Source organism: Flavobacterium sp., assembly GCF_049318185.1.
GTDB lineage: Bacteria > Bacteroidota > Bacteroidia > Flavobacteriales > Flavobacteriaceae > Flavobacterium.
Genome location: NZ_JBMOGV010000140.1, coordinates 1 through 4,397, shown reverse-complemented (window position 1 = coordinate 4,397; position 4,397 = coordinate 1). Strand labels below are relative to the sequence as shown.

Below are 4,397 nucleotides of genomic sequence, written 5' to 3'. Positions count from 1 at the left end.
GCATGTTGCGGATAAAGCGGTATCAACATCACTTCGGTTACGCCTTTATCTTTCAATTCTTGTAATCCTTTCATGATGGTTATTGTTCCGTATCGCATCGCTAAGGCAACAGGAATATCTACTAACGATTGCACTTTTTGGTGCATTTTTTTAGAAATCACAATCAGTGGCGAACCTTCATCAGTCCATATTCTGGCGTAAGCTTCTGCCGATTTTTTAGGTCTAGTTTGAAGAATAACACCACGAACTAATAAAGCGCGCAATAAAAATGGAACGTCGATAACATATTTATCCATTAAAAATTCATCTAAATAAGGCTTAACATCTTTTGCGGTTGGACTTTCGGGTGAACCTAGATTGACTAATAATACTCCTTTCATGGTGTTTTTTGTTTTTTGTAAAAGTAAAGGATTCTTACTTTTCACATTTATTTTTTTTAATTATTGTTTGATTTATGTAACTGATTTGGTTAGGTATTTGGGTTTATTGACATCAAATATTTCTTTGGTGTTGTAGCAAATTTTTTCTTAAACGCTGCTATAAAATGACTCCCTGTGCTGTAACCAATTTTTAATCCAACTTCGTTTACATTATAGGATCCAGAATCTAATAGTTGACGGGCATAATCCATTTTGTAATCAAATAAAAACCCGTAAACCGTATCACCATAAATTTGTTTGAAACCCATTTTTAGTTTTTTCAAACTCAATCCAACTTGCTCTGAAAGTTCTTCTAATCCAGGAGGTTCAGCCATATTTGAAATAATAATTCCTTTTGCTTTTTTAATTTTTAAGACATTATCTTCATCAATTAAAAATGGACATTGTTCTGCATTTGGATCTTCTGAACGGTTGAAATACAAACTTAATAATTCATATCCTTTACCTTTATAATAGAGATTTTTTATGGATGGATTCAAATTATAATGAAACAATTGACTCAAAACAATGGCCATAGACGGACTAATGTCGCCTTCTTTATAATATTTCTTGTCTTTATTTTCTTCGCTTAAAAACGGAATGTGTTCAGAATCATTTGAAAACAATCCGTGAAATTTTTGAATGGAAATGATTACTGATATCACCCACGAATTTGGAGTTAATTCTAAATTCAAAGGCAATTCTTTTTGCGGATTGTAAAACAATAATGACTTTTCATCTTTCAATTCTAACGCATAATTTCCTTCGTTAAAAACAAATTTTGCTTTTCCTTTAATGCCAAAATGAAATTGAATAAGTCCTTGATTTACATGTTTTTTCACATGAAAATTTTCGTTTCCATCATTTTGAAAACGAATTAGTGTAAAATCATTTTCAATTGTTATTACTTCTTGAGAACCCATAGCGATATTTTTTCAGTCTGAATTCATTTCAGAGTCAGACTTTTTAAATGTTTTTATTTAGAATAAATCCATATAATAAATTTTATTATACTTAATTTCTCTGCAAATTTAAAATAAATAACGCTATAAAGTCGAAATTGATTTAAAAATTCTCAGAGCGATACAAAAAGTCCCTCTAGCGTTGTTTTTATGAAATGGATAGTAATAATTTTGTTGAGCTTTTCAGAAAAGTACCTTATGGAAAATTTTAATATGTCGAAACAAACTTCTTTTTATGCATTAGGATTAAGTTACAAAAAAGCAGACGCCGCTATTAGAGGAAAGTTTAGTTTAGACAATCAAGCAAAATCAACTTTGCTGATACAAGCCGAAGCCGAAGGAATTGAAGCACTGTTGGTGACCTCAACTTGTAATAGAACTGAAATTTACGGTTTTGCACAACATCCCTATCAATTAATAAAATTACTATGTGAAAACAGCAACGGAAGCGTTGAAGAATTTCAAGAAGTTGCCTACATTTATAAAAATCAAGAAGCTATTCATCACATGTTTCGAGTTGGTACTGGTTTAGATAGTCAAATTCTTGGAGATTTTGAAATTATTAGTCAGTTAAAAACTGCTTTCAACGAAAGTAAATCTAACGGAATGATCAACTCATTCTTAGAGAGATTAGTAAACTTGGTTATTCAAGCTAGCAAAAAAATTAAAACAGATACTGAAATTTCATCTGGCGCTACTTCGGTTTCCTTTGCTTCGGTTCAATATATTATCAAGAACGTAGTCGATATTCCTAATAAAAATATTTTGCTTTTCGGAACTGGAAAAATAGGAAGAAATACTTGTGAAAATTTGGTGAAGCATACCAAACACGATCAGATTACCTTAATAAACCGCACTAAAGACAAAGCTGAGAAACTGGCCCAAAAATTAAATTTAGTTGTAAAAGATTACGCCGATTTACAATTAGAGCTTCAAAAAGCCGATGTTGTTGTTGTAGCTACAGGAGCACAAAACCCAACCATTGATAAAGCCATTTTAAATCTAAAAAAACCTATGTTAATTTTAGATTTATCCATTCCAAAAAATGTGCATGAAAATGTAAAAGAAGTTGAAGGTGTAACGTTAATTCATCTGGATCATTTATCTCAAATTACGGATGAAACTCTAGAAAATCGTAAATTACACATTCCTGCTGCCGAAGCAATCATTGAAGAAATTAAAGAGGAATTTGTCGCTTGGACAAAAAATAGAAAATTTGCGCCAACCATTCAGGCATTAAAAGAAAAATTAAATGCGATTAAAGAGGGTGAATTAAACTTTCAGCGTAAAAAATTAGCCAATTTTGATGAAGAACAAGCGGAATTAATTAGCAATAGAATCATTCAAAAAATTACTAATCATTTTGTAAACCATTTAAAAGATGGCGAATCAATGGATGAAGGTATTGAATGGATTGAAAAAGTATTTCAACTAGAACAAGAGAAATCTTTTTTTAGTTAAGTTCGATTTTCTTCTAAATAAAAGAAATGAAAAAGACAATACGAATAGGAACTCGTGATAGTGAACTCGCACTTTGGCAAGCACATACAGTCCAAAAACAGCTTAATGATTTAGGTTATAAAACTGAAATTATAGCTGTAAAATCGCAAGGTGACATAATCCTCGACAAACCGCTTTACGAACTCGGAATTACTGGAATTTTTACAAAAACTTTAGATATTGCCATGATAAATGGGCAGGTTGATATTGCAGTGCATTCTTTGAAAGACGTGCCAACGACTTTGCCAATTGGAATTGTGCAAGCTGCCGTTTTAGAGAGAGCCACAACTTTAGACATCTTAGTTCACAAAGGGGACTTAGATTTTTTAGGATCTAATGGAACTATTGCTACAGGAAGTTTGCGTCGTCAAGCCATGTGGTGGAACAAATATCCAAATCATAAAGTGGTCGATTTACGCGGAAATGTGAATACCAGAATGCAAAAATTAAACGAAAGTGATTGGAGTGGAGCCGTTTTTGCAGCCGCAGGTTTAGAGAGAATCAACCTAAAACCAGATTATTATATCAATCTAGATTGGATGACTCCAGCGCCAGCACAAGGCGCCATGGTAGTTTTAGCTATGGGAAATGACAATTATACGATAGATGCGATTTCTCAATTAAATCATATTGAAACAGAGATTTGTACCTATATAGAAAGACAATTTCTAAAAACATTAGAAGGCGGATGTACTGCGCCAATTGGAGCCATTGCAACATATAACGAAGAAGAAGACACCATAAATTTCAAAGGAGTTTTATTATCTATAGACGGAAAACAAAAACTTGAAATAGAAAAAGTTGTTGCTATTTCAGAATGGAAAAAATTAGGATTTCATTCGGCAGAAGAAATTTTAGTAAATGGTGGAACCGATTTGATGTCGGAAATAAAACAACAATTGAAGAAATAATTTGTGGTAAAAAACCCTGTCATATTATCCACCAAAAAACTTTTACCCAATCAAAAGCAACTTTTGTTAGTTGCCAATATTTCAGTAATTGAGGAAGATTTCATCGAAACCAAAATCAAAAATTTTGAACTTTCAAAAATCAATGGAAATCTGATTTTCACCAGTCAAAATGCAGTTGAAAGTATTTTACAACATCCAAAATGCAACGAACTAAAAAGTAAAAATGTCTTTTCAGTGGGAATGAAAACCAAAGATTTATTAACTGAAAACGGGTTTAATGTTATAGCTTATACTGGTTATGCAGCTGATTTGGCTGAAATAATTTCACTTATTTATTCAAAAGAAAGCTATACTTTTTTTAGCGGAAATTTACGTCGAGACGTTTTACCAAACACATTAAAAGAAAACGGAATCACATTTAACGAAATTGAAGTATACCAAACCAACATAACTTCAAAAAAAATAACAAATAAATTAGACGGAATATTACTTTTCAGTCCATCAGCAGTAGAAAGTTATTTGAAAATGAACACTATAAAAGATGAAATGTGCTTTTGTATAGGTGAAACCACAGCAGAATCTTTAGAAAACAAAAAAGTAAAAAA

5 protein-coding genes are annotated in these 4,397 nt (G+C 31.7%); 3 read left to right on the top strand and 2 right to left on the bottom strand.

What is annotated here, in order from left to right; translation table 11 throughout:
• Together ACOYLT_RS10300 and ACOYLT_RS10295 are read right to left on the bottom strand one after the other, a co-directional pair.
• Positions 1–380 (bottom strand): ferrochelatase (locus ACOYLT_RS10300; RefSeq protein ID WP_422853763.1); only part of this gene is annotated, 380 nt, incomplete at its 3' end.
• An 89-nt stretch (positions 381–469) separates the two neighbouring features.
• Complete coding sequence (locus tag ACOYLT_RS10295; RefSeq protein ID WP_422853762.1) at positions 470–1,342, bottom strand: helix-turn-helix transcriptional regulator; 873 nt, start codon at positions 1,340–1,342, stop codon at positions 470–472.
• 237 nt (positions 1,343–1,579) lie between these two features.
• Between ACOYLT_RS10295 and hemA the strand changes: the two genes are divergently transcribed.
• The 3 genes from hemA to ACOYLT_RS10280 form a co-directional block, all read left to right on the top strand.
• On the top strand, positions 1,580–2,842 hold the full coding sequence (gene hemA / locus ACOYLT_RS10290) for a glutamyl-tRNA reductase (RefSeq protein WP_422853761.1): 1,263 nt from the start codon (positions 1,580–1,582) through the stop codon (positions 2,840–2,842).
• Positions 2,843–2,868: 26 nt separating this feature from the next.
• Positions 2,869–3,792 carry a hydroxymethylbilane synthase gene (hemC, locus tag ACOYLT_RS10285; RefSeq protein ID WP_422853760.1) on the top strand — a complete coding sequence of 308 codons (924 nt, stop codon included), beginning with the start codon at positions 2,869–2,871 and terminating at the stop codon, positions 3,790–3,792.
• Between the two features lie 63 nt (positions 3,793–3,855).
• Positions 3,856–4,397 (top strand): uroporphyrinogen-III synthase (locus ACOYLT_RS10280; protein WP_422853759.1); only part of this gene is annotated, 542 nt, incomplete at its 3' end.

Bases quoted from the DNA above. Each gene is read 5' to 3' on its own strand.
- ACOYLT_RS10295 (WP_422853762.1), bottom strand. From the start codon at position 1,342: ATGGGTTCTCAAGAAGTAATAACAATTGAAAATGATTTTACACTAATT.
- hemA (WP_422853761.1), top strand. From the start codon at position 1,580: ATGGAAAATTTTAATATGTCGAAACAAACTTCTTTTTATGCATTAGGA.
- hemC (WP_422853760.1), top strand. From the start codon at position 2,869: ATGAAAAAGACAATACGAATAGGAACTCGTGATAGTGAACTCGCACTT.